25 protein-coding genes and 1 pseudogene are annotated in these 26,793 nt (G+C 48.2%); 19 read left to right on the forward strand and 7 right to left on the reverse strand.

Annotation, left to right across the window (positions count from 1 at the left end):
- Positions 1-19: 19 nt before the first annotated feature.
- A complete protein-coding gene (gene mgtA, locus CRO19_RS13910) occupies positions 20-2,743 on the forward strand; it encodes a magnesium-translocating P-type ATPase (protein WP_097096346.1) in 2,724 nt (907 codons plus the stop codon).
- Positions 2,744-2,879: 136 nt separating this feature from the next.
- Here mgtA and CRO19_RS13915 read toward each other — a convergent pair whose 3' ends face one another.
- Positions 2,880-3,539 (reverse strand): epoxyqueuosine reductase QueH, encoded by a 660-nt coding sequence (locus tag CRO19_RS13915; protein WP_097096347.1) that lies wholly within the window; start codon positions 3,537-3,539, stop codon positions 2,880-2,882.
- Positions 3,540-4,057: 518 nt separating this feature from the next.
- On the opposite strand from CRO19_RS13915, the gene CRO19_RS13920 reads away from it, so the two are divergent.
- The 15 genes from CRO19_RS13920 (at position 4,058) to CRO19_RS13990 (ending at position 16,565) form a co-directional block, all read left to right on the forward strand.
- A complete protein-coding gene (locus CRO19_RS13920) occupies positions 4,058-4,837 on the forward strand; it encodes a winged helix-turn-helix domain-containing protein (protein WP_097096348.1) in 780 nt (259 codons plus the stop codon).
- Positions 4,834-5,352, forward strand: coding sequence for a FidL-like protein (locus tag CRO19_RS13925; RefSeq protein WP_097096349.1), 519 nt, complete (start codon positions 4,834-4,836; stop codon positions 5,350-5,352). The genes CRO19_RS13920 and CRO19_RS13925 overlap by 4 nt, the downstream gene beginning before the upstream one ends.
- Before the next feature lie 398 nt (positions 5,353-5,750).
- Positions 5,751-6,029, forward strand: a complete 279-nt coding sequence (locus CRO19_RS13930) for a BMC domain-containing protein (protein ID WP_097096350.1) — start codon at positions 5,751-5,753, stop codon at positions 6,027-6,029.
- A 14-nt stretch (positions 6,030-6,043) separates the two neighbouring features.
- A complete protein-coding gene (locus tag CRO19_RS13935) occupies positions 6,044-6,328 on the forward strand; it encodes a BMC domain-containing protein (RefSeq protein ID WP_097096351.1) in 285 nt (94 codons plus the stop codon).
- 14 nt (positions 6,329-6,342) lie between these two features.
- Positions 6,343-6,621 carry a BMC domain-containing protein gene (locus tag CRO19_RS13940; protein WP_064739610.1) on the forward strand — a complete coding sequence of 93 codons (279 nt, stop codon included), beginning with the start codon at positions 6,343-6,345 and terminating at the stop codon, positions 6,619-6,621.
- A gap of 38 nt (positions 6,622-6,659) precedes the next feature.
- Positions 6,660-8,246, forward strand: a complete 1,587-nt coding sequence (locus CRO19_RS13945) for an acetaldehyde dehydrogenase (acetylating) (protein WP_097096352.1) — start codon at positions 6,660-6,662, stop codon at positions 8,244-8,246.
- 18 nt (positions 8,247-8,264) lie between these two features.
- Entirely contained in the window at positions 8,265-8,528 is a 264-nt protein-coding gene (locus tag CRO19_RS13950; protein WP_097096353.1) for a EutN/CcmL family microcompartment protein, read from the forward strand.
- A gap of 7 nt (positions 8,529-8,535) precedes the next feature.
- On the forward strand, positions 8,536-9,705 hold the full coding sequence (locus tag CRO19_RS13955) for a 1-propanol dehydrogenase PduQ (RefSeq protein WP_097096354.1): 1,170 nt from the start codon (positions 8,536-8,538) through the stop codon (positions 9,703-9,705).
- An 18-nt stretch (positions 9,706-9,723) separates the two neighbouring features.
- Complete coding sequence (cutC, locus tag CRO19_RS13960; protein ID WP_097096355.1) at positions 9,724-13,113, forward strand: choline trimethylamine-lyase; 3,390 nt, start codon at positions 9,724-9,726, stop codon at positions 13,111-13,113.
- Between the two features lie 45 nt (positions 13,114-13,158).
- The gene (gene cutD / locus CRO19_RS13965; protein WP_097096356.1) at positions 13,159-14,094 is read left to right on the forward strand and encodes a choline TMA-lyase-activating enzyme; all 936 of its coding nucleotides are present in this window, start codon (positions 13,159-13,161) and stop codon (positions 14,092-14,094) included.
- A gap of 11 nt (positions 14,095-14,105) precedes the next feature.
- Positions 14,106-14,495, forward strand: coding sequence for a BMC domain-containing protein (locus CRO19_RS13970; RefSeq protein ID WP_097096357.1), 390 nt, complete (start codon positions 14,106-14,108; stop codon positions 14,493-14,495).
- On the forward strand, positions 14,492-15,112 hold the full coding sequence (locus CRO19_RS13975) for a phosphate propanoyltransferase (protein WP_097096358.1): 621 nt from the start codon (positions 14,492-14,494) through the stop codon (positions 15,110-15,112). Before CRO19_RS13970 ends, CRO19_RS13975 begins: the two co-directional genes overlap by 4 nt.
- A 12-nt stretch (positions 15,113-15,124) precedes the next feature.
- Complete coding sequence (locus tag CRO19_RS13980; protein WP_097096359.1) at positions 15,125-15,793, forward strand: hypothetical protein; 669 nt, start codon at positions 15,125-15,127, stop codon at positions 15,791-15,793.
- A gap of 25 nt (positions 15,794-15,818) precedes the next feature.
- Positions 15,819-16,181, forward strand: coding sequence for a DMT family transporter (locus CRO19_RS13985; RefSeq protein ID WP_097096360.1), 363 nt, complete (start codon positions 15,819-15,821; stop codon positions 16,179-16,181).
- Positions 16,182-16,235: 54 nt separating this feature from the next.
- Complete coding sequence (locus CRO19_RS13990) at positions 16,236-16,565, forward strand: DMT family transporter (protein WP_097096361.1); 330 nt, start codon at positions 16,236-16,238, stop codon at positions 16,563-16,565.
- A 73-nt stretch (positions 16,566-16,638) separates the two neighbouring features.
- Here CRO19_RS13990 and CRO19_RS13995 read toward each other — a convergent pair whose 3' ends face one another.
- Together CRO19_RS13995 and CRO19_RS14000 are read right to left on the reverse strand one after the other, a co-directional pair.
- Entirely contained in the window at positions 16,639-16,995 is a 357-nt protein-coding gene (locus tag CRO19_RS13995; RefSeq protein WP_064739688.1) for a KPN_00521 family repetitive protein, read from the reverse strand.
- Between the two features lie 180 nt (positions 16,996-17,175).
- Entirely contained in the window at positions 17,176-18,495 is a 1,320-nt protein-coding gene (locus tag CRO19_RS14000) for a serine hydrolase domain-containing protein (protein ID WP_097096362.1), read from the reverse strand.
- A 108-nt stretch (positions 18,496-18,603) separates the two neighbouring features.
- Here CRO19_RS14000 and CRO19_RS14005 point away from each other — a divergent pair, with 108 nt between their 5' ends.
- Complete coding sequence (locus CRO19_RS14005; RefSeq protein ID WP_097096363.1) at positions 18,604-19,521, forward strand: LysR family transcriptional regulator; 918 nt, start codon at positions 18,604-18,606, stop codon at positions 19,519-19,521.
- On the opposite strand, the gene CRO19_RS14010 is transcribed toward CRO19_RS14005, so the two are convergent.
- The 3 genes and pseudogenes from CRO19_RS14010 to CRO19_RS26100 all read right to left on the reverse strand — a co-directional run.
- Complete coding sequence (locus tag CRO19_RS14010; RefSeq protein ID WP_097096364.1) at positions 19,488-20,342, reverse strand: PA4780 family RIO1-like protein kinase; 855 nt, start codon at positions 20,340-20,342, stop codon at positions 19,488-19,490. The genes CRO19_RS14005 and CRO19_RS14010 overlap by 34 nt on opposite strands.
- Before the next feature lie 655 nt (positions 20,343-20,997).
- Positions 20,998-21,432, reverse strand: a complete 435-nt coding sequence (locus CRO19_RS26245) for a hypothetical protein (protein ID WP_320204485.1) — start codon at positions 21,430-21,432, stop codon at positions 20,998-21,000.
- A gap of 201 nt (positions 21,433-21,633) precedes the next feature.
- A pseudogene (locus CRO19_RS26100) lies at positions 21,634-22,626 on the reverse strand (DNA primase family protein); the annotation flags it as partial.
- Between the two features lie 151 nt (positions 22,627-22,777).
- On the opposite strand from CRO19_RS26100, the gene CRO19_RS14025 reads away from it, so the two are divergent.
- Both CRO19_RS14025 and CRO19_RS14030 read left to right on the forward strand, forming a co-directional pair.
- On the forward strand, positions 22,778-23,602 hold the full coding sequence (locus CRO19_RS14025) for a hypothetical protein (protein ID WP_097096365.1): 825 nt from the start codon (positions 22,778-22,780) through the stop codon (positions 23,600-23,602).
- Positions 23,603-23,905: 303 nt separating this feature from the next.
- The gene (locus CRO19_RS14030) at positions 23,906-25,117 is read left to right on the forward strand and encodes a hypothetical protein (protein WP_320204486.1); all 1,212 of its coding nucleotides are present in this window, start codon (positions 23,906-23,908) and stop codon (positions 25,115-25,117) included.
- Between the two features lie 327 nt (positions 25,118-25,444).
- Here the strand turns inward: CRO19_RS14030 and CRO19_RS14035 are convergent, their stop codons facing one another.
- Complete coding sequence (locus CRO19_RS14035; protein WP_097096367.1) at positions 25,445-26,620, reverse strand: YaaC family protein; 1,176 nt, start codon at positions 26,618-26,620, stop codon at positions 25,445-25,447.
- Positions 26,621-26,793: the final 173 nt, after the last annotated feature.

Raw genomic sequence — 26,793 nt, forward strand, 5'->3', positions numbered from 1 at the left:
AAAAAAGAGGAATGTCATCATGACTGACATGAAACTCAACCAGGACAAAAAAGCCTGGAACACTACGCGCCAGCCGCGTCAAAAAACCCCTCGTTATCTGATTGAAGATGAAGCCGGTTTTACCGCCGATGAAACGCTGGTACGCCTGCGTAGCGATGCGCTTGGCCTGAATGAGCGTGAAGCCGAAGCGCGCTTAGCGGTGTATGGCCGTAATCAGGTGGAACATGACAAAGCGCCACCGGCGCTGGTGCAACTGCTGCAAGCGTTCAACAACCCGTTTATCTATGTTTTGATGGCGCTGGCGCTGGTGAGCTTTTTCACCGATTACTGGCTGCCGCTGCGCAAGGGGGAGGAGACCGATCTGACCGGTGTCATCATCATTGTGACGATGGTAACGCTCAGCGGTTTGCTGCGTTTCTGGCAGGAGTTCCGCACCAACAAAGCGGCGCAGGCGCTGAAATCCATGGTGCGCACCACCGCTACCGTGCTGCGTCGTGAATCGGCGCAGGAACCCCCTGTTAAACAGGAAGTGGATATCGCCACACTGGTACCGGGCGACATTATCTATCTTTCCGCAGGGGATTTAGTTCCTGCCGATGTGCGTCTGCTGGATTCGCGCGATCTGTTTATCAGCCAGGCGATTTTGACTGGCGAATCTTTGCCGGTTGAAAAGTATGACGTCACGGCCAATGTCACCAGCAAAAGTAGCAGCACCAGCGAGCAGGGCGCTTCACTGCTGGAATTGGGCAGCGTATGCCTGATGGGCACCAACGTCTCCAGCGGCAGCGCCAAAGCCGTGGTGGTGGCGACCGGCAGCGAAACCTACTTCGGCAGTCTGGCGAAATCGATTGTTGGTAACCGCTCACAAACCGCCTTTGACCGCGGTGTTAACAGCGTCAGCTGGCTGCTGATCCGCTTCATGCTGGTGATGGTGCCGATCGTTCTGTTGATTAATGGCCTAACCAAAGGGGACTGGCTGGATGCCTCATTGTTTGCGCTGGCAGTGGCGGTAGGTTTGACGCCGGAAATGCTGCCGATGATCGTCAGTTCCAATTTGGCGAAAGGCGCGATTGCCATGTCACGCCGCAAAGTGATCGTCAAACGCCTGAACGCGATTCAAAACCTAGGCGCGATGGACATCCTGTGTACCGATAAAACCGGCACGCTGACGCAGGACAACATCATTCTCGAGCATCATCTGGATTGTGCTGGAGTAGAAAACTCACGCGTGCTGATGCTGAGTTGGCTCAACAGCCACTATCAAAGTGGCACGCTGAACCTGATGGATCGCGCCATTTTGCAGTACGGCAAAAACCGCGTCAGCGAGGCGGTGGGCGACAGCTACATCAAAGTGGATGAACTGCCGTTTGATTTCATCCGTCGTCGCGTCTCGGTGGTGGTACGCGATCGTCGCCTGAATCAGCAGATGCTGATCTGCAAAGGGGCGGTGGAAGAGATGCTGAGCATCGCCACCGCCGAGCGTGAAGGCAAGCTGGTACAGCCGCTGAACGAAACGCGCCGTGCAGAACTGCTCGCGCTGGCGCATCAATATAATGAACAGGGCTTCCGGGTGCTGCTGGTGGCCAGTCGCGTGCTGGCGGAGCCTGGTTTACAGCAGCCGCTAAGCGTGGCGGATGAACAGGGATTAACCGTTGAAGGGCTGCTGACCTTCCTCGATCCGCCGAAAGAGAGCGCGGCTAAAGCGATCGGCGCACTACGTGAAAATGGCGTCAGCGTTAAAGTATTAACCGGCGACAATCCTGTGGTGACGGCGCGCATCTGCCAGCAGGTTGGCATTGATAGCGGTGCGATTGTTACCGGCGATCAAATTGCCCTGATGAGTGACGAGCAGTTGGCGGCCGCGGCGGCGCAAAGTTCCGTCTTCGCTAAACTCACGCCGCTACAGAAATCTCGCATCCTGCGTGCGTTGCAGCAGCAGGGACATACCGTTGGCTTCCTGGGTGATGGCATTAATGATGCGCCAGCGCTGCGTGATGCCGATGTGGGGATTTCCGTCGATAGCGCGGCCGATATCGCGAAAGAATCTTCCGATATCATTCTGCTGGAGAAGGATTTGATGGTGCTGGAAGAGGGCGTAATGAAAGGACGCGAAACCTTCGGCAATATCATCAAGTACCTGAATATGACCGCCAGTTCTAACTTTGGCAATGTGTTCTCGGTGTTGGTCGCAAGCGCCTTTATTCCGTTCCTGCCGATGCTGGCGATTCATCTGCTGATCCAGAACCTGATGTACGATCTGTCCCAGCTGGCGCTGCCGTGGGACAAAATGGACCGCGAATTCCTGCGTAAACCACGCAAATGGGATGCGCGTAATATCAAACGCTTTATGTTGTGGATTGGGCCAACATCGTCAATTTTTGATATCACCACTTTTGCGCTGATGTGGTACGTATTTGCGGCGAATACGCCAGAAATGCAGTCGCTGTTCCAGTCAGGCTGGTTTATTGAAGGCTTGCTGTCACAAACGCTGGTGGTGCACATGCTGCGCACGCAAAAGATTCCGTTCATTCAGAGCCGTGCTGCGCTGCCGGTGCTGTTGACTACCGCATGTGTGATGATCGCCGGTATTCTGCTGCCGTTCTCGCCGCTTGGCACCATGGTGGGTTTAGTGCCGCTGCCGTGGACCTACTTCCCATGGCTGGTGGCAACGCTTCTCGGCTACTGCGTGGTCGCGCAGGGCATGAAAATGCTCTACATCAAGCGTTTCGGTCAGTGGTTTTAAGCACATGGAGGCGATATGCGGAACCGGAATCTCAATAAGGTGGTGTTCCATCTGATCTTAATGATGGTGATCATCGTGGTGTTAACGCTGGTGTTTCGTTAACAAAAATAAAGGGCAGGATTTCCTGCCCTTTTCTTTACTCTTCGTCTGGCTGGTAATACTGCACGCCGATTTCAATGCGCTCGCGACCGCTGGCAACGCGATGTCGATTACTGTCGCGCAGCGAATAAATGCAGCCGCAATACTCCTGCTGATAGAAACGTTCACGCTTGCTGATTTCGATCATGCGTGACGATCCCCCGCCTTTGCGCCAGTTAAACTCCCAATAAAGCATGTCAGGATAGTGGGCTGCGGCACGAACACCGCAGTCGTTAATCTGCTGCATATTCTTCCAGCGCGAAATGCCGAGAGAACTGGTGATTACCGGGAAGCCGTTTTCATGCGCATACAGCGCGGTACGCTCAAAGCGCATATCAAAACACATGGTGCATCGCACGCCGCGCTCCGGCTCCCACTCCATGCCACGCGCACGTTCAAACCAGTTATCTTTGTCGTAATCGGCATCAACAAACGGCACGCCAAACTGTTCGGCAAAGCGGATGTTCTCCTCTTTGCGTAGCTCATACTCTTTCAGCGGATGAATGTTCGGGTTGTAGAAGAAAATGGTGTAATCAATGCCGGAAGCCAGCATCGCTTCCATCACTTCGCCCGAGCAGGGGGCACAGCACGAGTGCAGCAGCACTTTATTGTGACCGTTGGGTAAAGGGAGCGGCTGGCGTTTAAAGGTGTCAGACATAAGAGGAACTGGTTGATTGGGTGATGGGTAAAGTCTAAGGGGATTGGATGGAAGATGCAAAAATCACTGATTATTTCACCGCTTTGCGCTGAAGGGCGCTTTCTGTTCGGGGACACTTACAAGGGGTAATTAATGATATAAATTAAAGTTATAGTAATTTTAAGGTGATGTTTATTTAAAGGTTTGCGGTTAATGGCTTATTTAAAAAAGCATAGTGGTGTTAATTTTAATCAAGCATTCAGCTATTTTCTTACAACATAAAAGCGCATTAAAATTAAATTTATTACAATCAAATGATTAATCTTTATTCGTCAATTATTGAGCTGTTTTTGTGAGCCTTACCGCACTAATTACATGTCGATCTTTAGGTTGAGAGGGTTATTGATAAGCGTCAAAAAAATGTCACCGGGCTCCTCGCTATGATGCGTGCTGTTTCAGATAAGGTGTGCGTAATAAATAGAATCAACAATCACGCACCGGGAAAGGGATGTGTTAGCCGGGACAAGTGGTAAAGGATGATGCGTTATACTCTCAATGCCTGCTTAATATTCGATGCGGTAGACGGCACCCTAACTCCGTGTGACAGCGCGACATCTGAAAGTCATCTTTCTGTCACCGCCAGTACATTATTACTTTTCTTTCTGCAAAATACCGGCGTTGTTAATCGAGACGAAGTACTTAAGCGCGTCTGGGATGATAACGGCCACACCTCATCCAATAGCAACCTGAATCAATATCTCAGCATGCTGCGTAAGACATTCCGCCTTTACGGCGTAGACAATGTTATCGTGAGCATCTCGCGAGGCAATCTTCAGCTAAATCCAGCCATTAGCGTTGAAGTTATGACATCCTCAGCCAATCTTTTACCTGATATTGTCATCAATACACCGGATACCTTCTCCACCGCGGATAATTTCTCGTTAAGTACAACCTTCTGGTATCTCGCCAGCGCAATATTATTGAGCCTGGCTTTTTTACTGATGATATTCACGTTTTATGACGGATTGGCTGCGTCAGCCATAACGTTGACACATTTACATCAGGAGCAATGTGAATTATCTGTAGAAGAAGAGATGTTGGCGACATTTAATCAAACTGCCTATGTCAAAAATTTTAATACCGTGCGAAAAAACCTCAATGTTGAGTGTTTACCTGGCCGGAAATTTATTTTCTTCTATGGGGATAAATTGCAAAAGCAAGGTCTTGGTCGCGTTTTCTTAGCCCACTGTGCTAAACAGAGAGGGAATGACTTCAGCTACTGCGATAGCTATTTCTATTATTCATGGAATCCTACATGAAAATCGCGCCGCGTCCGTTTTTTATCGCTTCTGCGTTTGTTACTGCAGCAACTGCACTCATTTCAGGTTGGCATTTTTTATCAGAGCGCCAGGTAGATGAGTTGAGTTGTGCAACCAAAGCCATTATGCGTTTTGAAGGCATGCAGTATGAGAACATCAATGCGAATGTTCATTTTAATTTTCGCGAGCAGGGTAAGGGTTCACTGATCGTTGAGGGATATACCCACTCAGCATCAGGATCGCTGTATTTACAGCGCTATGTTTCGTTCAATTATTCCAGTCAACGTATTTCGCCCGCTGAACGTCACTATCGTATTGTTCAGTGGCAAGCGAGTGCCTCCTCTATAGATGAATCTCCCGATGTGATATTCGATTACTTCATGCGTGAGATGTCCGATAGCCATGACGGCCTTTTTCTTAGCGTACAAAAGCTAAACGACAAAGCAGTACTGATCGGTTCTATCAATTCCCCTCTTTTTGTTTGCACTCTGAAACCGGGTAACAAACTCAGCTGAACGCTCTTTTCTTACGACGACACTGCAGTGCTCATTTATAGCTCTCTCCAGCCCCAAAGCATCCGTCCTTAATCCCACACGAAATAATGATGTTGCCCACACTTTTCCCAAGGTGGCGAACCTCTTTTTATCACCCAGGCAGCATTTAAATAACAAAGCTTATAGACCGTATTCGGCGCTTCAATGCAGGCAGTGAGCTTGTCTGAGGGAATAACTAAAACAGGATGAAAGGATAAAAAGAACGTATCAGAGACATAAAAAACAGAATTTATATCTAAATATCTCAAGGCTGTGGATTTATGTTTCGTTAAGTTTTGCATTCCCTATATTGAGTTTCGAACCGGTAACGACGGTTTACTGCGGCCAGTTAGGCGCTCGACAACCATGAAGGAGGGGTTATGGGAGATGCATTAGGGCTGATCGAAACCAAAGGATTAGTCGCCTGTATTGAAGCAGCAGATGCAATGTGTAAATCCGCCAATGTACAGCTGATTGGTTATGAAAATGTGGGGTCTGGTTTAGTTACCGCCATGGTGAAAGGAGATGTTGGCGCCGTGAAAGCCGCAGTGGAATCCGGTGTGGAATCTGTAGAACGGCTGGGTGCTGTAGTGACGTCGCTGGTGATTGCGCGTCCTCATAACGATATCAACAAAATTGTCATCAAACACAAAGCTTAAACGGGAGAACGCAAATGGGCGATGCATTAGGTCTGATTGAAACCAAAGGCTTGGTGGCCTGTATCGAAGCCGCTGATGCCATGTGTAAAGCCGCCAACGTAGAGCTGATTGGCTATGAAAATGTTGGTTCGGGGCTGGTGACGGCGATGGTCAAAGGGGATGTCGGCGCGGTGAAAGCGGCGGTGGATTCAGGGGTGGAATCTGCACAGCGTATCGGTGAAGTCGTCACCTCATTAGTCATTGCGCGTCCGCACAACGACATCAACAAAATCATTATGCAGTACAAAGTGGCTGAATAAAGGGAGACACAATCATGAAAGAAGCACTCGGTTTGATTGAAACCAAGGGATTGGTGGCCTGTATCGAAGCCGCCGATGCGATGTGTAAAGCCGCCAACGTAGAGCTGATTGGCTATGAAAACGTTGGGTCCGGCCTGGTGACCGCCATGGTGAAAGGCGATGTTGGCGCGGTTAATGCCGCGGTGGATTCCGGTGTTGAAGCGGCCAAACGCATTGGCGAAGTTGTGACGGCCCGCGTCATTGCGCGTCCGCATAACGACATTGAAAAAATTGCGGCGCAACACAAAGCCTGATGCATTCCGCCATTTGTGCGCTGATGAAGGATTGACTCATGAATGAACTAGACCGCGATTTAAGCTCCCGCCAGCAGGCGCGGGAGTTAGTGCGTAAGGCGAAAAGTGCCCAGACGCAATTCGCCATGTTTACTCAGCAGCAGATAGACAAGGTGGTTGAACATATTGCACGTCAGGCTGCACAGCACGCTGAAGCTTTGGGCCGAATGGCCTGCGAAGAGACCGGCTTTGGCAACTGGCAGGATAAAACCTTAAAAAATCAGTTTGCGTCACTGCAGGTTTTTGCGGCCATCAACGCGATGAAAACCGTGGGTATTATCCACGAAGACTCCGCAAAGCAAGTGATGGATATTGGCGTGCCGTTAGGTGTGATTTGTGCGCTGGTACCCTCGACCAATCCTACCTCGACCATTTTTTACAAGACGCTGATCGCACTCAAAGCCGGTAATGCGATTGTTTTCTCACCTCATCCCGGCGCACGCCAGTGCAGTTTGCGCGCTATCGAAATAGTCGCGCAGGCTGCCGCAGAAGCAGGCGCTCCTGCGAGTATCGTTAGTGGGCTAAGCCAGCTCACTCAGGAAGCCACTGCTGAACTGATGCACAGCAAAGATATTTCACTGATTCTTGCAACGGGTGGTGAAGGCATGGTGCGGGCGGCCTATGCCTCAGGCACACCAACGATCAGCGGCGGGCCAGGTAACGGTCCCGCATTTATTGAACGCAGTGCAGACATTAAGCAGGCCGTCTCGGACATCATCACCAGTAAGACCTTCGATAACGGCGTTATTTGCGCCTCAGAGCAGTCGATCATCGTTGAACGATGCATCTATGCCGAAACGCGACGCGAATTAGAAGCTCAAGGTGCCTGGTTCATGAATCCAGACCAGGCGGCAAAAATGGCGGCATTACTGCTACGAGCTAATGGCAGCATCAATCCGCAAGTGGTCGGTAAAAGCGCCCAGGTACTGAGCAACATGGCTGGATTCAGCGTGCCGCCCACCACGCGAGTGTTGATTGCTGAGCAAACTGAGGTATCGCGTGCGAACCCTTATGCGCGCGAGAAATTGTGTCCGGTACTGGGAATGTATGTCGAAGAAGATGGACATCATGCCTGTCAGCGCGTGGTTGAGCTGCTGACTAACGAGGGAGTTGGGCATACGTTAGTTATTCATACCCGCGACCAGCAGGTTGTTCGCCAGTTCAGCCTGGAAAAACCGGTCCATCGCATTTTGGTCAACACCCCTGCGGCACTGGGCGGCATTGGCGCAACCACCAATATCATGCCCGCTCTAACGCTGGGTTGTGGCGCGATTGGCGGGGGTTCCAGCTCGGACAATGTTAGCCCGCTCAATCTTATCAACATTCGTAAAGTGGGATATGGCGTGCGGTCGATGACCGATTTACGTCCTCCGCAAACCCCAATAACCACAGTACTGCCTGAAGCGGTTACCGCCAGCCCTTCGCCAGCGAGCATTTTTGATGATGCGCGTTTTAAACAGGGTGCGGATGACCAGCGCTTTAACCACGTGGCAACGGAAACAGCGTCAACCGGTGACGTCAGCTCGCAACAGGTTGAACGCATCATCCGCCAGGTTCTGGCTAAACAATCTCCGGCAACTTTTTGAATAAAGGCGGTTATTACGATGATTCTCGCAAAGGTTACGGGCCATGTGGTTGCGACGCAAAAGTGTGATGCGCTGCGGGGCAGTAATTTATTGCTGATTACCGCTCTGGATGATGATCAGCAGACGATGCCGGACCGAACCTGGGTTGCCGTCGATAGCGTTGGGGCAGGAATGGGCGATGTGGTGTTGGCTGAAAATTATTTCGCCCTGAACAAAGAGCAGTACAAAGCGATGTCGGTGGTTGCCATTGTCGAGAAAGTGTTCCGTGACGTAAGGGAGTGAACAAAGCATGAGGGAGTTTCAGCTAAAGCCGCGAATCCAGTTTGGCAAGGATGCTCTGGCGCTACTTGAACGATTACCGGCTCTCAATGCGCTGTTAGTGACTGACAGTGCAATGGTCAAGCTGGGATATGCGCAGAAAGTAACCCAGATATGGCAGCAGCAAGGCATCAGCTATCAAATATGGGATGACGTGACAGCCGATCCGGATGTAGCCACCGTGGCGCGCGGCATCCGGCTGATGGAAAGCCACTTTCCTCAACTTATTGTCGCACTCGGGGGCGGATCGGTAATTGATGCGGCGAAAGCGGTGCTGTTCACTCTGGCTAACGATGCGGCAGCACCAAAGCGTGAGCGCCCCTGTTTTGTCGCCATTCCAACGACCAGTGGGACAGGCTCGGAAGTGACTGCTTTTTCAGTCGTGAAAGCGCAGGGCGAAAAACTGGTATTGGTGGATACCGAGATGCTGCCCGATATCGCCATTCTTGACCCGGCGTTTGTTGCATCGGTACCACCCGCCATCACCGCAGATACCGGCATGGATGTGCTATGTCATGCGCTTGAAGCCTATGTCTCGCTTCACGCAAGTGACTTCTCAGATGCACTGGCAGAGAAAGCGGTACAGCAGGTGTTCTGCTATCTGCCGTCCTGCTGGCGCAACGGCGATGACGCATTAGCACGCGAGAAGATGCATAACGCCTCTTGCATGGCCGGCATGGCCTTCACCAACGCGTCGCTCGGTATCACCCATAGTCTTGCGCATGCACTGGGTGGCGTATTCAGCATTCCGCATGGGCGCGCTAATGCCTTGCTGATGGCACATATTGTGGCCTGGAATGCGGATTATGCCGGTGAGTGCGACAACGCCGCGGCGCAAAAATATGCCCGTCTTGCACGCTTGCTCGAACTACCGGCGAACACCACGCAACAGGGCGTTAGCAGCTTGCTGCTGGCGATTCGCGCCATGCAAGAGGAGATGAAGTTGCCGCTCGGCATTAACGAATTATCGATTGGTGCAGAGCAATTTGAGCAGCAGCTGGCGGCGATGGCCCAACAGGCTATGCGCGACAGTTGTACCCCCACAAACCCACGCAAGCCTGACCTGTCCTCGCTTATCGCATTGTTGCGCCAGGCGTGGAGCGATCGTGCCTTAGCTCTGCGTGCTCAGGAATACAAATAAGAACATCAGGAGATCCTCATGTCACACTACAGCCTAACGCCGCGCGTCAAAGTTCTGGCGGATCGTTTACTTACCCACAAAAGTACACTGTGTTCCGAGCATGCGACTTTACTTCATGCTATCGACGCCCAGATGAGTGGGGTGCCTGCAGCCGTGAAACCGGCGCGTCGTTTCTATGAGTTGATGCGCCAGGTGCCTGCCACCGTCGAAGCCGATCAGCTGATTGTTGGCAATGCGACCGCCAGGCCGCATGGTTCGATATTTCATGATGAAGTGACACGCAACCGCACTTCAGTGTTCCAGTTTTTAAGCCTTGATGCGCCCCTGGTTTCTCCGGACTACAACGTGGTTATTGAGCAAGGCGTGCAGGCCATGCGTAATCAACTTGAAAAACAGTGTGAGACGTTAAGCAGTAGCATTAGCCGCAGCAGTATGGATGAAGCCAATGCGTGTCGTGCCGCGATCTATGCTTGCGATGCACTGGTTACACTGGCAAAGAATCTGGCAGATCGTGCGGAGACATTGGCTATCGCTGAGCCGAATAGTTATCGACAGGCTGAACTGCGTGAAAGTGCCGAGATGTTACGTCATGTGCCCGCGTATCCTGCCCGTAGTTTTAAAGAAGCTTGTCAGGCTTTCTATCTGTTTCAACTGGCGGTGTTAATGGATAACGGGGAGTATGCCGTGAATCCATGCGGTGCTGATAAAGCGCTTTTCCCATGGTATCAACATGATGTAACAAACGGCAAAATCACCGCGCAGCAGGGTTATGAGATTGTTGAAAGCCTCTGGTTTAAGCTGGCAGAGCTGAGCGAAGTCCGCGCTGATCATGCCATTCAAGGCTACCCTATGTTTGATGCGATGCTGCGTGGCCACACGATCGATGAAAGCCATATCGTTATCAATGAACTCTCTTCGTTATTCCTCAGCGCCCAGCACAACCTCAGTGCGCTGAATCTGCCTGTACGCCTGTTCAGCAGCACCCCTTCCGCAGACGGCCGTGCCGGCACTCCTGATGACATGCCCGTGATGGAGGGGTTAACACCGCGCGTGCAGCGCTTACGCAACCATTATTTGCAGGCGCGTCCGAGCGTTTCCATCTTCAGGGCGCTGGCATTCACCGAGGTGGTGAAAAATAATCCGGGTTTGCCCGTAGTTTTACAGCGAGCAAAAGCCTTCCGTCGTGCCTGTGAGACGGCGCCCATCCTGATTCAGAAAGATGAATTGATCGTCGGCCATCCGTGCGGTAAGCCACGCGCCGGCGCTTTTTCACCCGATATCGCCTGGCGCTGGGTGCGTGATGAGCTGGATACGATGGGCACACGTCCACAAGATCCTTTCGTGATCAGCGAAGAGGACAAGAAAACTATTCGTGAAGAGATCGTCCCGTTTTGGGAAGGGCGCTCGCTGGATGAGATCTGCGAAGCGCAGTATCGTGAAGCGGGTGTGTGGTCGTTCAGCGGTGAAACCTTTGTTAGCGATCTTTCCTATCACCAAATTAACGGCGGTGGCGATACTTGCCCTGGTTACGACGTGCTGCTGTTCACTAAAGGCATGAACGGTATTAAAGCCGATGCGCAGGCCCATCTGGCTTCGCTCAGCATGGAAAATCCTGAAGACATCGATCGTATCTATTACTACAAAGCGGCGATTGAAACCTGCGAAGGTGTAATGAGTTACGCTCGTCGTATTGCAGCCCAAGCGCGTGAACTTGCCGTATCGGAGCCAAATGCCCAGCGCCGTGCAGAGTTGCTCACCATTGCTGAGGTCAACGAAAATGTACCCGCTAATCCACCTAAGACTTTGCAGGAGGCGCTACAAAGCATCTGGACAGTGGAGTCATTGTTTGAAATTGAAGAAAACCAAACCGGATTATCGCTGGGGCGCGTTGATCAATACTGCTATCCCATGTTTGCGGAAGACATCCGCGAAGGGCGTTTAACCGCAGAAACCGCAGTTGAAATGCTGCAGGCCTTCATTATCAAATGTGCTGAGCTGATGTGGATGTCTAGCGAGGCGGGAGCGAAGTATTTCGCTGGCTATCAGCCGTTTATCAACCTGACAGTGGGCGGACAGAAACGTAGCGGCGGCGATGCCTGTAACGATCTGACCTATCTGATTATGGATGCCGTGCGATTTGTGAAGGTGTATCAGCCTTCATTAGCCTGCAGAATTCACAATCAGTCGCCGCAAAAGTACATGGAAAAAATCGTCGATGTTGTAAAAGCAGGTATGGGCTTCCCGGCATGCCACTTCGATGATTCTCATATCAAAATGATGCTGCGCAAAGGTTTTGATTTTGACGATGCGCGCGACTACTGCCTGATGGGCTGCGTAGAGCCACAAAAATCGGGGCGTATTTATCAGTGGACCTCTACCGGCTATACGCAATGGCCAATCGCCATTGAGTTTGTGTTGAATCGCGGCCGTATGGTGCTGTTTGACAGCTATCAAGGTCTTGATACCGGCGAGCTTAGCGAGCTTAAAACCTTCGCAGATTTTGATACCGCAGTGAAAAAACAGGTGGCCCACATTGTGCGTCTGTCCGCTGTAGGTACCGTGATCAGCCAGCGCGTCCATCGTGACGTTGCCCCAAAACCCCTCATGTCACTGCTGGTAGAAGGTTGCATGGAGAGTGGAAAAGACGTTGCGTCGGGCGGCGCAATGATCAATCACGGTCCGGGCCTCATCTTCTCCGGTCTGGCCACCTACATCGATTCCATGGCGGCAATTCGCAAACTGGTTTACGAAGATCGTAAATACACCCTGGAACAGATGCGTGATGCGATGCTGGCAAATTTCGTCGGCTATGATGCCCTGCGCCGTGATTGCCTGAACGCGCCGAAATATGGCAACGACGATAAAAGTGTCGATCTGCTGGCGTTGGATATTACGGAGTGGACGGAAAAAGAGTGTCGCCAGTATCAAATGCTCTATTCCACACTCAGTCACGGTACGCTTTCAATTTCCAATAATACTCCCATCGGGGAACTCACCAATGCCACGCCAAATGGGCGGTTGGCGTGGATGCCGCTTTCTGATGGCATCAGCCCAACCCAGGGGGCTGATAAACAGGGGCCGACTGCAGTTATCAAGTCAGTGAGTACCATGAATGTTGAAACGATGAATATCGGCATGGTGCATAACTTCAAATTCCTCAAAGGATTATTAGACACGCCGGAAGGGCGGCAGGGCTTGATTACACTGTTGCGCACGGCTTCCATCCTCGGCAACGGGCAGATGCAGTTCAGCTATGTGGATAATGAAGTGCTGAAAAAGGCACAGCTCGAGCCGGAAAAATACCGTGATTTAATTGTGCGTGTGGCGGGTTACAGCGCCTATTTCGTTGAGCTGTGTAAAGAGGTTCAGGACGAAATAATCAGTCGCACCGTGATTGAGAAATTTTAATTATCAGGATATTTAGCGACAAGGATGTCTGATAAGGAGCGCGGTATGGAAGCAGTGGCTGAATTAAAAGGGCGGATTTTTAATATCCAAAAGTACTCCATTTATGATGGTGATGGTATTCGTACGCTAGTCTTTTTTAAAGGCTGCAATATACGTTGCCCCTGGTGTGCGAATCCAGAGGGTCTGGTTAAAAACTTTCAGGTAATGTTCTCACGTGACAAGTGCATTGATTGTGGTGAATGCGTAAATATTTGTCCGGTAGGTATTCATAAAAATATTGATGGCAAACATATTGTTGATCGTGGCATAGATTGCATTGGTTGCCGACAATGTGAAAATATTTGCACCAAAAATGCATTGGATATTCTAGGTAAAGATGTCACCGTCTCTGAGTTGATGGACATTATCATGCAGGATTACGATTTCTATATCTCATCCGGTGGTGGTGTCACGATTGGTGGCGGTGAAATGAGCTTGCAAACGGATTTTGCTGTGGCGCTGTTCACTGAATGTAAAAAAATGATGATCAATACGGCGGTTGAAACGCAAGGAACAACGTCTCTTGCTAACTATCAAAAGCTTCAGCCCGTTACAGATACCTTTTTATTTGACCTTAAACAAATCAGTAGCGAGCAGCATAAAAGCTTATTCGGTATTGGCAACGAGTCTGTGCTGCGCAACCTTGAATGGCTGGTGGATTCAGGCGCGAAGGTGATAGTCAGAATGCCGCTAGTTCGTTGTTATAACGATTCGTATGATTCAATTACGGGAGCGATTGACTATATTTGCAGGCTTGCTAAGCGGGGCAATATTCAACGTATCGATTTTTTACCTTATCACCAATTAGGAAAAATGAAATATGAACGACTAGGGATGGAATATCCCATTCTAAATGATCCTTCTTATAGTGCAGAGGAGTTGCATCGTCTCGAACAATTCCTGGCGCAGTTTGATTTTGATATTCGCTTAGTTCGTCATTAACCGGAGGCGTAATGAAAAGTTTAGGCATCATTGAAACGATAGGCTTGGCTGCCGCAATAAAAGCAGCCGATGCTGCCTGTAAAGCCGCCGATGTGCAGTGTATTGGCTATCGCACGGTAGGTTCCGGACGGGTAAATATTTGCTTTGAGGGGGAGATCAGTGCCATCCGTGCGGCCATCGAACACGGCACCGGCGTAATTGAAAAAAAACAGCTGCTGGCCTCGTTGGTTATTGCGCGTCCCGAGCGGAGCGTGATAACGGCGTTGCAAAAATTGAAAGGCAAAGGATTCTGCCAGCAAAACGCGCCATCGGCATTCAAAGCACCTGCTATGCCGGAAGTGATGGATTCTCAAATGGGTAGAGAAGAAAAAGCGTCGGTGAAGAAAGGGAATAAATCATGATTGATGCACAGGTTTTACAGCGCATTGACCATCAGCTATCTACATCTAACGCCTTAATACCGGTCGGTATTTCAAATCGTCATGTTCATTTATCGCATGATGATGTGGAAGCGTTGTTTGGTAAAGGCTATCAGCTTACCCCCTTCAAGCCGTTACGTCAGCCTGGTCAGTTCGCAGCGAAAGAAACCATCACCGTTGTTGGACCAAAAGGTAGCTTGCAGCACGTTCGTGTTCTTGGACCGCAACGGCCTGCCTCGCAGTTGGAGATTTCCCGCGCAGACTGTTTTGTCTTGGGCATCAAAGCACCAATACGGGAATCTGGCGCGCTGGAAAATGCCGGTAGTGCGCTGTTAATCGGCCCTGCTGGCCATGTTGAACTGCGTTCGCAGGTGATTTGTGCCTGGCGACACATTCATATGTCACCCCAGGATGCGAGCAGATTGAATGTGTGTAATGGGCAACAGGTTAAAGTACGAACCCAGGGAAAGCGCAGTTTACTGTTCGATGCTGTGATTGTACGGGTCAATGAGAACTTTGTTCTTGAGTGCCATCTTGATACGGAAGAAGCGAATGCGGCAGGTTTAAATAACGGCGAGATGGTGTCTCTGGTGCATTAAAGAGGATGTGTCATGACGGAAAAGGATATTGAACGCATTGTCGCGTTGACACTGCAGCGTTTGCGCCCTCCAACGTTGCTTTTGATATCTGAAGCGCAGGAATACCAAAAGATCATTCATGCGCGACTTGAAGCCTGTCACTGCGTTTATCGTCTCGCTTTTGAAGGGGGAGCAGAAGAGGCGCTGTGGCACTCATTAGGAAATGTACACGAGGACGAAGGCTGGCTGCGAACCTTATCTTCCGTTCCTTATCGGGCCATGGTTATTCCGTTTCTCAGTTATGCGCTGGCGGCGGATGTAGTCAATGGCGTTATGCACCGGCCATTTGCTAAGGCAATACATCAGGCTCTCAGTTGTGGGCTACCCGTGTTTGCATTGCCTTATTACTGCGATCCTGACAGTGAAATTAATCGGTTGAAAGGTAATAGCGCACATCCTGGTTATGTTAAACATGTTCAGGCAACGCTCCTGACCTTAAAAAAGATGGGTGTCACATTATGTTCTTTAGATGAACTGATCGCTAATTTGATGGGAAGTGAAATTCCTGATGCTCGTGCATCTGTGCGTCGTTATATCACGGTTAATGACATCATTAATAAGAAAGTGAAAGCGGATATACCAGGGGCATTGTTAACTGATGCTGCATCCGACTATTTAAAGAATCAAAAAAAGAACACCTAACGTTACTTAAAATCAGGAGTTAATTATGTCTGCTAAAAATAAATGCTGGCTTTGGCTACTGCTGGTCATTATTTCTGAAACCTCTGCAACCTCAACGCTGAAGTTTTTTGATTCCAGTGAAGGCATAACAAAAGGATTGTTGTTGATATTTCTCATCCTGTTTTATGCTGTTTGTTATTATTCATTGTCTCGTGCAGTTAAGGACATCCCCGTTGGGCTCGCGTATGCAACATGGTCTGGTACAGGGATTTTATTGGTTTCGACTTTAGGCATGCTATTTTACGATCAGCATCCCGATGCGGCATCAATTATCGGCATGGTAATTATTGCAAGCGGCATTGTTATCATGAATCTTTTCTCGAAAATGGGCGAGCACGCAGAGAGTTAAAGTCACATCCCTAAATGCATAATGATGATACTTAAAATATAAAAGGAATATTATATGCTTAATCTCGGATTTTTATGGTTAGCGTTGTCTATAGGTTCGGAAATTACCGGTACGTCGATGATTAAAAAAACCCAGGGCTTTAGTAAGCCAGGGCCTTCATTATTAGTTATCTGTGCCTATGGACTCTGTTATTTTGCACTTACGCGCGCGATGAGTACGATTCCTGTTGGGGTAGCTTATTCACTCTGGTGCGGATTTGGCATTGTGGGCGTCACGTTGTGTTCAATGCTCATTTATAAACAGAAGCCTGATATCATTGCGGTGTTTGCAATGATCTTAATAATTTCGGGTGGGGTGATTATGAATGTTTTTTCCGCAACCTGAATCGATATCACCTTAGTGATGTCAAAGCATTAAAAAAGGCCGCTGTCGCGGCCTCATTGTGGAGCGTGGAAAGTTATTCGCTAACTTTCTTTTTCAGATCGCTGGCACCTTCTTTGGTTTTATTCCAGCCTTTCTGGGTGCCTTCTTTAGTGGCATCCCAACCTTTTTCAGAGCCTTCTTTGGTTTTGTTCCAGGCCTTTTGCGTACCTTCACTTGCTTTGCTGCTCAGGTTATCGCTTTTACCTTCTGCGGCATGCTTAGCTTTCAGCTGCTGCTCTTTGCCTTCGTTCTGCGCCTGATGCAGTTTCTCTTTGGCAGTGTTTGCGCCAGCCTGCGCGTTAGCGACGGTTTCATCAGTTGCATGTGTAGTGGCGGCAAAAGCCGAAGAAGCCAGCAGAAGAGCCGATACTGCAATAATTGTCTTTTTCATAATTCCCTCTTTCATGAAATATGTCGTCTCAGGTATTCATCCTGGCATAAGCCACGATGGAAAGATTTAAGAATAAACCAGGAATGAAAAAGGTCTAGTTTCGGTGGGAAAATCACGCATACATAGCATTTTAGGTTATCGAAGAGAAAACAGAGCCATCCTGGTGATGGCTCAAAAGTTTCAGTCCGCTAACTGCTGCGCAATCGCGCTGTACATGAGTGCGGCTTCCAGCGGCTGAGCATTCATTTTCGGCTCCGCTTCAGGCCAGGTCGACCACTGCACGATAACCAGCTTTTCAGCACGATTGACCATAATCACCTGACCATAAATACCCAGTGCCCACAGCGAATTTTTCAGCGATTTATCAGCGCTGGGTGAAACATTATGCGCGTTGGCGGCAACGGCGTTGTTCCACCACTGATAACCATAGGTGCCATCAGGATGGGCGGCTGACACCGAATTGCGCGCCTGCGTCCAGCTGGATGCCTCATCCAGCCAACCGTCGGGCAGCATTTGCTGACCATTCGGCAAACGACCATTATTCATGATGAATAAACCGAAGCGGCCCCAGTCTTCCAGCGTCGCGTTAAAGCCATGCGCGCCAACGTCGTGCTTTCCTTTTTCATAGGCGTGCCAGACGCCATCACTTGCCATGCCGTAAGGTTTCCAGAGACTTTGCTCAAGCCACGCTGCGATAGACATACCAGTCGCTTTTTCCAGTACGTCACCAAGCAGCCATGCACCACCGGATGAGTACGACCACGATTCTCCGGCCGGGTGGGCCCGATGCAACTGCTTGATGATGTTACGTACACAATCATAGGTGCCTGGACGTGCTTCGCACTGCGTCAGATGCGCAAAGTCAGAGTCAGGATTGGTGTAATCCTCATTCCAGGCGACACCTGAAGTATGTTGAATCAGTTGCTTCAGCGTCACGCCATTCCAGGCGGTTGTTTTTAGGTCCGGCTCATAATCGGTGACGCGATCGTTAAGTGAATGGATTTTACCCTGTTTGATGGCGATGCCCACTAACGTTGAAACCACGGATTTTCCCACGGAGCGTGAAGTCCATAACGTGTGATCGCTATTACCTTCACCCAGATATTTATAGGCGATCTGACCCTTTTTCAGCACCAGCATACCGCTGACATTTTCTCGTTTCAGGTAATCTTGCAACGAATAGTTTTTGCCGTTGAAGGTATAGCTGGCGTTGCTTAGTGACTGGTTGGCCGTTTTTAACGGCGTTGACTCGCCGTGATGAAAAACATCACCTGCGTAATTGCGGTAATCATTACGAAATCCTACCACGCGATCCGCCTGGCTCCAGCTCAACATCTGATGGGGATCCGGCAGCTTTTTATCAAAAGGCTGCGGGCAAGACGCGAGCATCACGCCACCACAGTTTTGTGCTTCCGCCGCGAATACAGGTGAAGCGAATGACAAAGTAAGAGTGCTCAGTGAGGCGGCCAGCAGCATCGGTTGTAAAAGACGTTTACTCATTATGTTTTCTACCATTTCAGGAATGAATGCATAGCAGTATATGAATGGTTTATCCCCTGATAAAATCATTCAACGGGGGAGAATCCCCCCCAATTATTGGAGCGTTGTATGTCTGCTTTACGCTATTCATTTTCGCAAATTGAAGCGTTTGCCATGATCGCTGAAACTGGCAGTGTGTCGAAAGCTGCTCAGCTGCTGGGAAAGGACCGCACTACGGTGCGTGACCTGCTGGATTATCTGGAAGATGCACTGGGTTATACGCTGTTCTTCCGGGAGGGGCGCAGGTTGCGCCTGACTGACAACGGCCAACAGCTGCATCGTCAGGCACATCTTTTTCTTCGTCAGGCGCAGGCATTTGAATCGTTTGCACGTGGTCTACCTGCCGCAGTCGAAGAAGAGTTAGTGCTGGTTTACGATCCATTCGTGCCGCACGCATTTCTCCATGCCTTAATTGAACATATGGCAGCGAATAAAATCCGGTTCAGCGCATGGAGCGGCACACGTGACGAGGCTGAAAGGGCGCTTAAAAATGGGCAAGCGCATGTTGCCATTTGCCAGGCACAGCATCGAACGTTGGGTAATGAGATGGAGTGGCAGGCATTGGGAACCGTCGAACTCAATTTCTACGCTGCCAGGGGATTGTTTAATGATCAACCCCAGCCGGTGACGCTCCTCAATCTTTCCCTGGTTCCGCAGCTGGTGATGCATCACGTCAGCGATGAACAAGTTAGCCGACGATTGCAAATCTCGGGCAAATCACTGTTCGTTAATGATCGTGCCATTTTGCAGCAATTGCTGGAAAGCGGTGCAGGCTGGGGATTCTTGCCGACGCATTTTCAGGCGCAGCAATGGCATGATGTGCAGATATTGTGCACTGAAGTGGGCAATCAGGGGTTGAATATTACGATGGTGACGTTATGGAATCCAGGCGGCAACAAAAATGCTGTCGCCCAGGCGTTCATTGCAAGTTTGCCTGAAATCTGGCGCAGTATTTATTCATCTTCACGTTCCTTTGCTGCGCGCTGACGTTCGTAGAACTCATCCTCGGCTGCAATGATTTCATCCATCAGCGAATCCACATCAACCTCGTGCACTTCCTCGACGAAGAGACCGGTAAGCGGCGTTTCTGGCGTTAGTTTTCCATCTTCATATAGCTGCCAGATTTCTTTCGCATAGCGTGTTTGCAATAACTGCGGTGCAAACTGACCGTAGTAAGCGGTGATGTTATTAACATCGCGCTCAAACATCGATTCGGCGTGGTTATTGGCAGCGGCATCGACAGCTTGTGGCAGGTCGATGATGACCGGCCCGTTGGCGTCTTGCAACACGTTAAACTCCGACAGATCGCCATGCACAATGCCTGCACACAACATGCGCACGATGTTACGAATCATGGTGTCGAAATCTGTAATGGCGTCCTTTTCCGAAAGCATCACGTCACTCAGCCGAGGCGCAACCATGCCTTCTGCGTCCGTGACCAGCTCCATTAACAGCACGCCGTCAATGCAAATATAGGGCTGAGGCACGCGTACGTCAGCATTGGCCAGGCGGAATAACGCATCAACTTCTGCGCTTTGCCAGGTCTCTTCTTGTTGCTTGCGCCCGAATTTGGAGCCTTTTTGCATCGCGCGGGTATTACGCGAGTTGCGGACCTTGCGACCTTCCTGGTAATGCACCGCCTGTTTGAAGCTACGCTGCGTGGCTTCTTTATACACTTTGGCGCACTGGATTTTGCCGCAAGTTAAGACGGTGTAAACGTCAGCTTCTTTGCCGCTTCTCAGTCGCTGGAGCACTTCGTCGATCAGGCCATCATCAACGAGGGGTTGGAGTCTATTTGGAATTTTCATGCGGCTTTATACCTTATTTCGGCCGCTTTTCGTATCAATAACACAAACGGCAATACCAGAATGAAGGGATAACCCAGGTCGTCAAACTCACTGATAAAATGCTTAAATTTCAATGGGAAGCCTTTCAATGATTGACTAAATGCTTATCCATTTTGTCTTGTTGAATGGGATTGTCTCAAAGAATTCAGGCACAAAAAAGCCCGCAGGGTTTACACCGTGCGGGCTTTCAGGACTTAACCCAATGACTCTGGTAATCATCGGTCAAGAGCTGGCGGAGTCTGAAAAAGCAAAATAACCTTATGAAAATAAAATGTTTTATTCAATTCAAGTTTCCGTCGTATACCTTAACGTATACCAATTCAGGAAAGTAACAGGTCAAAACTCGAAATTGGGCCATCTTATCTCATCAGCGAAATAGCTGATTTAATATACTCTTCATGAGGTTTAAACCTCGACATATGCCGCACGCACACAACCGGAACCCGGTGGGTGTGGAATTTAGCATAAAAGGCGTATGTGGTGTAATACCCTTTAGGATGGGAATACTTCAACGTACCTGCCTCTCCAAAATATTTGAGCAACAAACTGGCGGCGGACAGTGAGGTCAGCCCATTGCTATAAGCGATAATCACCTCTGGGTTGCAAAGCTGTAGCGTTACATTCTCGAAGAAGCCCATTGAGTTTTCACCAGTTGCTCAACGGATAGATTCTGCTTCAATGCTTCCTTTTGTATGGATGCTGCATTTTGGGAGCACATCATAATAGCATTAGTGTAAACGACATCCTGCCAATCATAACCAAGCCCTACAGGGATTTGTTGCAACCGCTTCGCGAGGTGAGTTATTCCCCAGGCACCCTCGATTCCGTTCTGAACATTAGAGATGGTGGGGGACTCGAAATCTTTCTCAATGGATTGCGCGTTGGTGATGTGAGCGTCTGCGAGGGAGCCATTGAATCCCATCATTATCACGCGCTTTCTAACTGGAGGGGATGCTAAAAGTTCGAACGCACTGTCGTAAGGCCTTCCTGGTAGATCGCTTAAACCAAAGTCCGCTAAACCATCTAAGATGAATTTTTTTGTTGCTTCCATTTAAATCCCTTCTACGAAAATCATCATTTAATATTACGTGAAAAAAGTTTTTTAAATTTATCCTTCACACTGTTCACCTTGTGTCTTTTGCAAATAATAACAATGCATTAGATGGTGAATGGTCTGTGAATATTGAGAGTTATGTTTCACCGCTGGTGAAGTATGGTCGTTAAAAAACCGGCTTTCGCCGGTTCTGGTTAGTCATGCTGCTGTGGGATCATCGCACTTCGGCAACCAGTCGCTGCTGCTTTCTTCTGTGAGATCGAGGTTGGTTTGCATCCCTGATTTTGTGCGCCGCTTCAGGTAGTGATGCCCTTACTCCCTCATGATGCTCTCAAGTGACAGGCCGAACATCTTCATGCTGAGTGGGTTCTTGTAACCGTTGGCCTCCATGTAGGCCAGATAAGCGTGGTAGAGGTAGCGCTTAGGCTGGAGCGGCCTGATGCTGGCATTTCCCATATATAGCCCATTCGGTTCCGGTGTGGTGAACAGGTAGCCGCAGAAATCCACCATTGGATCGGCGTCGCACTTGATGCGCATGGCTTCATCTGAGTTCTGCTGTGACCTAAGCAATACTCTGGCGTCCTGTGGCTGGCTGAACTGTTGCATCAGCTGACGTAAGATAACGGCCAGCTCGCCGCTGATTTTTTCCTTCAGCTGGGGATCGCGTTCGTTTGGTGGGATAATCTCAGGAAAGTGCAGGATTACCCGGCGGCGTGATACTCTGCCGCTGCGGTAAGTGAAGCGCATCGGATTGTTATTCACTGCCAGTATCACCGCCGGGATATGCGTTGAGTAGGCATCCCGGTATTTCGGATCGACTGACACCGCATCGCCCACGGTAATGGCCTTCAGGCCAACGCCGTCGCCGCTCCATTTCTTTTGGTCGGGCAGCCTTATAAGCGAGTAGCCAATCACCGCCGCGTGCTCACGGGATGATTCCAACGTTTCGATGGAGGCTGACACGGCGTTGTCCGCACAGGCCAGCATGGTGGCGATTTCCGCCATAATGCTTTTGCCGTTGCTGCCGGGTCCGGTGACTTTCAGAAACAGCTGCCAGTCGCAACGGTTTGCCAAAACCATAAACAGTGCAGCCAGGATAAGGTTGCGTTTTTCCGCGTTACCTCTGGTGGCGCGGTCTAGTCACTCCCAGAAAATTGACGCCTAAGTTTGCAGTGTTTCACCTTCTGCAGGGTTTATATAGGCGACTGTCAGCTTAGTGCCAAAAGCGGGCATTCCCCAGCTCTGATTTGATAGCTAAGTTCAGTGCACCACTATAGAATTGTTCAATCCAATCAAAGGCTCACAATGATAGTTAATAAACACTCCTAGGCTGAGGGCTTATATGGGCGATGTATCAATTATTACTAATGCTCTTGGGCGTTTTGCTAACAACATGCGACTCTATGGGGAAGCCTTCTCTAAATATCGAGAATTGGCAGCAATCGACCACGAAGAGGCTATCCACAACCTTGATCGAGCATTCGAGCAAATTCTTGAGGGTTTTCATACGTTATATGATGTATCACAGGCAATGTTTGACTTTCATGAACATCCTGATACAAGTCTCCTAATTTCTATTCGAAATGCTCTTCATCACCGTGATCATCCTCTGTTTCATAGTTTTCTCCAGACTATTTGGTTGGATGGGGAGCCAGAGCGCCTAATTGGGGCTGAATATTTAATTGCTAGGCATCGAACGACAGGCGGTAACCCCCCTCCGATGATGCATCTGATAAAGTTAGAAGATGTGTACAGTCGCTTAGATCCACGTTATATATCGGGCTACTTAAACCCAATGGGTAAAGCAAATGCATTAGCCAGATTCGTCTCTTTGGAAAATAGTCTTGCCTTCGAAAAAGTGTGGGAAAAAACAAAAAAAGATCGATATCCCACAAAGCAAGTGTATTTGGACTTATTGCCGATATTCAATTCTGCAGTTTCAAGAGTTTTTACCGCATTGGATAATGCTGGAGTAATGTTCCAGGGATTTGATGCAAATGCTTATAAATCCGTATTCATTGACGAGTTAAAGACAGATCTTCAGCATTTTGATTTCTTTGGTCTGAGAATGCACGCGCTACAGATTGAGTTGGGCCCAAAATTGACAATCCAAGAGGCTTCTATCAGACGAGGTTGTACCTATCAAAAGATGATGGTAGACGAATAGATACCGTTCAACTTAAGGATGAATGAATGTAATGGCACACTGAATTTGGGTCGAAAGCATTTATTTGTCCATTAAAAAGTTGGAACGTAGACTAATTAATGGGGCTATAAGTCCCTTGATTAATACGAACGGGGAGGTGGGATGGAACATTGTCACTGCGAGACGCTCGAAGAACTCAAGTTAACTATTAAACAATATGGGCCAGGAGTTCTCTACAGAGGACAGACTCATCATTACCTCTCTTCAGATGGGTCACCCTCAATGCCTACGTCATTTCAGCGTCATGGATGCATACCCGACCTGATGATTATATGGACATATTATGCAAAGAAAGCCTTACAACACTTAGTACGCGGCTGGAATGATACCGGCGATAGTGCAACCAACCAAGCAATCCTTCAGCATTATGGCTTTCGTTCCTTTTTCCTTGATGCTAGTGGAGATCCGCGTGTCGCTGCTTGGTTAGCATGTAATAAGTTTGATTCTAAATATGTGGTTAATTTGGTAGAGGATTGCTTTGAAGATCCTGTTTGGCTGCGTACTCTGAATGCTTGGTTTGTTCCATCCGAAGACATTGGCCACCTTTACCTAATAAGCCAGAAGTTACTAAGGCAATACGAACTTCAGGCTGTTCATCTATCCGAAATTGCGACAGATCATGGCGCTCCGAGGTATGTACGACAGGATGCGTACATGGTTGGGCCTTTAGTTCGGGAAGGATTAGACGGAGACTGTATTATTTGTCATATCAGCGCTCCAGCAGAAGTCCTGCGTAAATTTGCGGAGGGGTATAGTGCTGGCTGGCTATTTCCAGACCCATCTGAGGATCCTGTGTATCGTGAACTTTTATCAATGCCATGGGTGAAGATGCGACATCTTTCGAATGAAGGGCTTGAGGCATTCAAGAGATCATTGGAGTTACCTGAGTATGCTTGTCACCTTCAAAAGCACATGCCTTCAAGTAGCGCAATGTATAGACCCTTTTGGACTAGGGACCTTCCCCCGCCTCCAGACTGTCAGACAATTATCACTTCACAAATAGTTCAGATTCTATGTGGGGGAGCCCTATATCATGGTGCAAGTGATCCTTGTTTTACTCTTCCAGAAATCAACAAGCTGCTAGAAAAATATAATGAGATATCAATTGAACTTGATGGGCTTGTTTACCATGGTATGGGTACAAAATATGGGAAGGGCGTGGGAATAGTAAAAATGCCTGTAAATATTGTATGTGTATTTGAATATGGTATTGATCATCCGGGTTTGCGCATTATGGGTATTGGGCGCTTCTTTGGGATGCACTATCGAATCGATGATAACGGCTATTGGAAGCGTGTTATTCATGAAGAAGACTGCAAGTGTGGTTCAGATCATATTGACAATATATCCCTACTTGGCCGGATTGATTATTCGCTGCGGAACAGGCTATTAGAAGATATTGGTTCAGATTTATATGTTCAGAAAGGTATTGACCCGACCTCTGATACATTGGCTACATGGGGGGAGCCTTACTAGCGTGCTCAAACTGGCAAGGAAATATCTAGATTATCCCCATGCCGATTCATAATTTTTTATTGATGGGACACCTTGAGAACGATACTCCAGTACTGCTAATGTTCGCTTATCGCTTATCGCTTATCGCTTATCGCTTATCGCTTATCGCGGACCTTTAGAGCGAGTATCTTGTTTGCTCTGTGCCAAAAGCGGAAATCACAATCGCTACAGCGGCTTAGATCAGAGTTCTAAAATAATCTGAGGTGTTTGCAATTTATTTAGTGATTGCTTATTGAAATTAAGCTGTCCAGGAAGAAAAGAACAGCTTGTAATTAAAATCACTATAAATTAGAACATCGCGTATGCCTTTGTCACTTGTTGTCCTAAAATTTGAGCTGTTAATAAATATAGATATTGCTTAGGTTGTGTTTTCAAAAATTCACTCACCAACCATTGTTCTTTATTTGAAAACAAGCTATCAAAGAGGTGTGGGCGATATCTTGTGATAGAGCCAAGATAAAACATCATCATATAAATGATGGATTCCTGACTATATCTGAATGACGGGTCCATACATTTCGATATATAAAGTGTATAACCATTTGAGCCAATGTAGTACCAAACTCCATCTTTTCTTATCTCCTTGGAAAGGTTGTAATATTCTGAGTGAGTAGGATCTTTAGAATAGCGCATAGTGATTGAACAAAAGTAATAATAATGTCCATTTTTAAAGTTTGGGTAAATTACCCCGGTATCTAAACTCCAATGAACATTAGAACCATTTTGTATGCTTGGTGAATAGCAGATATCATCCTCAAACTTTATGATGTTATATCCAGCCTTAACTAATTTTTCTGCATCTGTCTCACTTAAGCACCCCAAGTCTCCACGGAAATATAATGTTTTACCTTTTCTAAATAATGTGTGGTCAATGATTTTAATAAAAAACTCCGGTTTTTTATATATTTCACTATATGACCTGTGTATGCCTATGCAATGTGATAGTATATCTCTGATATTTAAATTTTTCGGTCCAAAATTATAGGGCGGAGCTTTCGATAAATCAAAAAGACGCAACATCTCATGGGCAACTTGAATATCACCGTTATTACTTGTTTTTATGGTTACGCTCGATTTAGAAAATTCACTCTGATAATCTTCAGAAATACCATGTGTATATCCCTTAAATAAAATATTGTCCGACCTAGAAATGTTTATTGCGATTTTTGAGAGGTTAAGAAATGCATAGTAATATAATAACGGCTGGGATTTTACCGGGCTATTTTCTGCTGACTCGTAAAAGTTTTTTGCCTGCTCTAGAAAAGAAAATAGGACTTTTTCTTTTTTTAGTTTATCAGTAGTCGTTTTGGTTGTTTTCTCGATGTAACGTTTCAAGATATAGTCCCAAAAAGCCCATATGTCAGAAATAATTATTTTTTCACCTGACCCAATTTTTAATTTATTATAATCCATGGAGAATAACGGGAAACCATTAAGATACTTCCTTATTTGTATAATTGACATATACCACCTCAGTACGTAACTGTGTAATTTGAAGAAACAAACAAGCTAATTGGTTTTATATGATCATGACTTATCCTTAAGTGCAAAAAAACACCTACTTAACTTTTTCACCAGTTATCTTCGAATAGCCTTCCGATACATAATATGCGCATTTCACGTTGAAAACAGGGCAT

Source organism: Candidatus Pantoea floridensis, from assembly GCF_900215435.1.
In the GTDB taxonomy this organism is placed as follows: domain Bacteria; phylum Pseudomonadota; class Gammaproteobacteria; order Enterobacterales; family Enterobacteriaceae; genus Pantoea; species Pantoea floridensis.

What these genes read in the sequence shown, in the direction of transcription:
- mgtA (WP_097096346.1), top strand. Translation starts at nt 20, where the DNA reads ATGACTGACATGAAACTCAACCAGGACAAAAAAGCCTGGAACACTACG.
- CRO19_RS13915 (WP_097096347.1), bottom strand. Translation starts at nt 3,539, where the DNA reads ATGTCTGACACCTTTAAACGCCAGCCGCTCCCTTTACCCAACGGTCAC.
- CRO19_RS13920 (WP_097096348.1), top strand. Translation starts at nt 4,058, where the DNA reads ATGCGTTATACTCTCAATGCCTGCTTAATATTCGATGCGGTAGACGGC.
- CRO19_RS13925 (WP_097096349.1), top strand. Translation starts at nt 4,834, where the DNA reads ATGAAAATCGCGCCGCGTCCGTTTTTTATCGCTTCTGCGTTTGTTACT.
- CRO19_RS13930 (WP_097096350.1), top strand. Translation starts at nt 5,751, where the DNA reads ATGGGAGATGCATTAGGGCTGATCGAAACCAAAGGATTAGTCGCCTGT.
- CRO19_RS13935 (WP_097096351.1), top strand. Translation starts at nt 6,044, where the DNA reads ATGGGCGATGCATTAGGTCTGATTGAAACCAAAGGCTTGGTGGCCTGT.
- CRO19_RS13940 (WP_064739610.1), top strand. Translation starts at nt 6,343, where the DNA reads ATGAAAGAAGCACTCGGTTTGATTGAAACCAAGGGATTGGTGGCCTGT.
- CRO19_RS13945 (WP_097096352.1), top strand. Translation starts at nt 6,660, where the DNA reads ATGAATGAACTAGACCGCGATTTAAGCTCCCGCCAGCAGGCGCGGGAG.
- CRO19_RS13950 (WP_097096353.1), top strand. Translation starts at nt 8,265, where the DNA reads ATGATTCTCGCAAAGGTTACGGGCCATGTGGTTGCGACGCAAAAGTGT.
- CRO19_RS13955 (WP_097096354.1), top strand. Translation starts at nt 8,536, where the DNA reads ATGAGGGAGTTTCAGCTAAAGCCGCGAATCCAGTTTGGCAAGGATGCT.
- cutC (WP_097096355.1), top strand. Translation starts at nt 9,724, where the DNA reads ATGTCACACTACAGCCTAACGCCGCGCGTCAAAGTTCTGGCGGATCGT.
- cutD (WP_097096356.1), top strand. Translation starts at nt 13,159, where the DNA reads ATGGAAGCAGTGGCTGAATTAAAAGGGCGGATTTTTAATATCCAAAAG.
- CRO19_RS13970 (WP_097096357.1), top strand. Translation starts at nt 14,106, where the DNA reads ATGAAAAGTTTAGGCATCATTGAAACGATAGGCTTGGCTGCCGCAATA.
- CRO19_RS13975 (WP_097096358.1), top strand. Translation starts at nt 14,492, where the DNA reads ATGATTGATGCACAGGTTTTACAGCGCATTGACCATCAGCTATCTACA.
- CRO19_RS13980 (WP_097096359.1), top strand. Translation starts at nt 15,125, where the DNA reads ATGACGGAAAAGGATATTGAACGCATTGTCGCGTTGACACTGCAGCGT.
- CRO19_RS13985 (WP_097096360.1), top strand. Translation starts at nt 15,819, where the DNA reads ATGTCTGCTAAAAATAAATGCTGGCTTTGGCTACTGCTGGTCATTATT.
- CRO19_RS13990 (WP_097096361.1), top strand. Translation starts at nt 16,236, where the DNA reads ATGCTTAATCTCGGATTTTTATGGTTAGCGTTGTCTATAGGTTCGGAA.
- CRO19_RS13995 (WP_064739688.1), bottom strand. Translation starts at nt 16,995, where the DNA reads ATGAAAAAGACAATTATTGCAGTATCGGCTCTTCTGCTGGCTTCTTCG.
- CRO19_RS14000 (WP_097096362.1), bottom strand. Translation starts at nt 18,495, where the DNA reads ATGAGTAAACGTCTTTTACAACCGATGCTGCTGGCCGCCTCACTGAGC.
- CRO19_RS14005 (WP_097096363.1), top strand. Translation starts at nt 18,604, where the DNA reads ATGTCTGCTTTACGCTATTCATTTTCGCAAATTGAAGCGTTTGCCATG.
- CRO19_RS14010 (WP_097096364.1), bottom strand. Translation starts at nt 20,342, where the DNA reads ATGAAAATTCCAAATAGACTCCAACCCCTCGTTGATGATGGCCTGATC.
- CRO19_RS26245 (WP_320204485.1), bottom strand. Translation starts at nt 21,432, where the DNA reads ATGGAAGCAACAAAAAAATTCATCTTAGATGGTTTAGCGGACTTTGGT.
- CRO19_RS14025 (WP_097096365.1), top strand. Translation starts at nt 22,778, where the DNA reads ATGGGCGATGTATCAATTATTACTAATGCTCTTGGGCGTTTTGCTAAC.
- CRO19_RS14030 (WP_320204486.1), top strand. Translation starts at nt 23,906, where the DNA reads ATGATTATATGGACATATTATGCAAAGAAAGCCTTACAACACTTAGTA.
- CRO19_RS14035 (WP_097096367.1), bottom strand. Translation starts at nt 26,620, where the DNA reads ATGTCAATTATACAAATAAGGAAGTATCTTAATGGTTTCCCGTTATTC.